Origin of the sequence: Candidatus Halobonum tyrrellensis G22 (genome assembly GCF_000495475.1) — an archaeon.
Lineage (GTDB): Archaea > Halobacteriota > Halobacteria > Halobacteriales > Haloferacaceae > Halobonum > Halobonum tyrrellense.
Map to the genome: position 1 here is coordinate 1 of NZ_ASGZ01000051.1, position 594 is coordinate 594.

Here is a 594-nt window from a genome sequence, read left to right on the forward strand (position 1 = left end):
CGTGAGCTGATGGAAACTCGTGGAAACCCCGCGGTCGCCACCCGCCTCCGGGTGGCCCTGTGGCTGAGTTTCCACCGGGAGTGCGCTCGCGGCTCTGCTTGACGCGCCGGTCGTCCCGGTCCGCGCGCCCGTTCTGTGATCACTCGCGTCTGCGACAGGTCGTGTTGCTGTCGGTGCGACGTGTTGGGGGTCCACTCTGGGTCGAAATTGCCCGGGGTTCTGGTGCGTAGAATCGTGTTCCTTCGGGAGCGGTTCGCGTTTCGACCCCGGCGAAACTCGGGGACGGCGCGGCTTCGATCCTGTTTCGACCCGGGCGCTCAGTCGTTTCGAGCGGGCGCGTAGACGTTGCCCGGTTTCGAGTCGTCGGCGACCTGTTCGAGGACGCCGGCGCCCTCCAACTCGGTTATCCAGTTCCCGACAGTTCGGCGCGTCGGGGCGTCGTCGCCGCGGTCGTCCTGGACTGCTTCGTGCGCCTCGGTGATGGTGACGCCCGGGCCGTCGACGGCGCTCCACTCGTCGGCGAGCAGGTCGGCGAGGTAGCGCGGCTTGTCGCTGAGGTCGTCGGGGAGGTCGTCGCCGCCGACCGCGTCCGCC

Annotated in this window: 1 protein-coding gene; it reads right to left on the reverse strand. The window is 69.0% G+C overall.

The genetic code is table 11. The features are described from left to right. Window positions 1-317: 317 nt before the first annotated feature. On the reverse strand, window positions 318-594 hold a 277-nt coding region (locus K933_RS18420; protein WP_023395099.1), incomplete at its 5' end, for a hypothetical protein.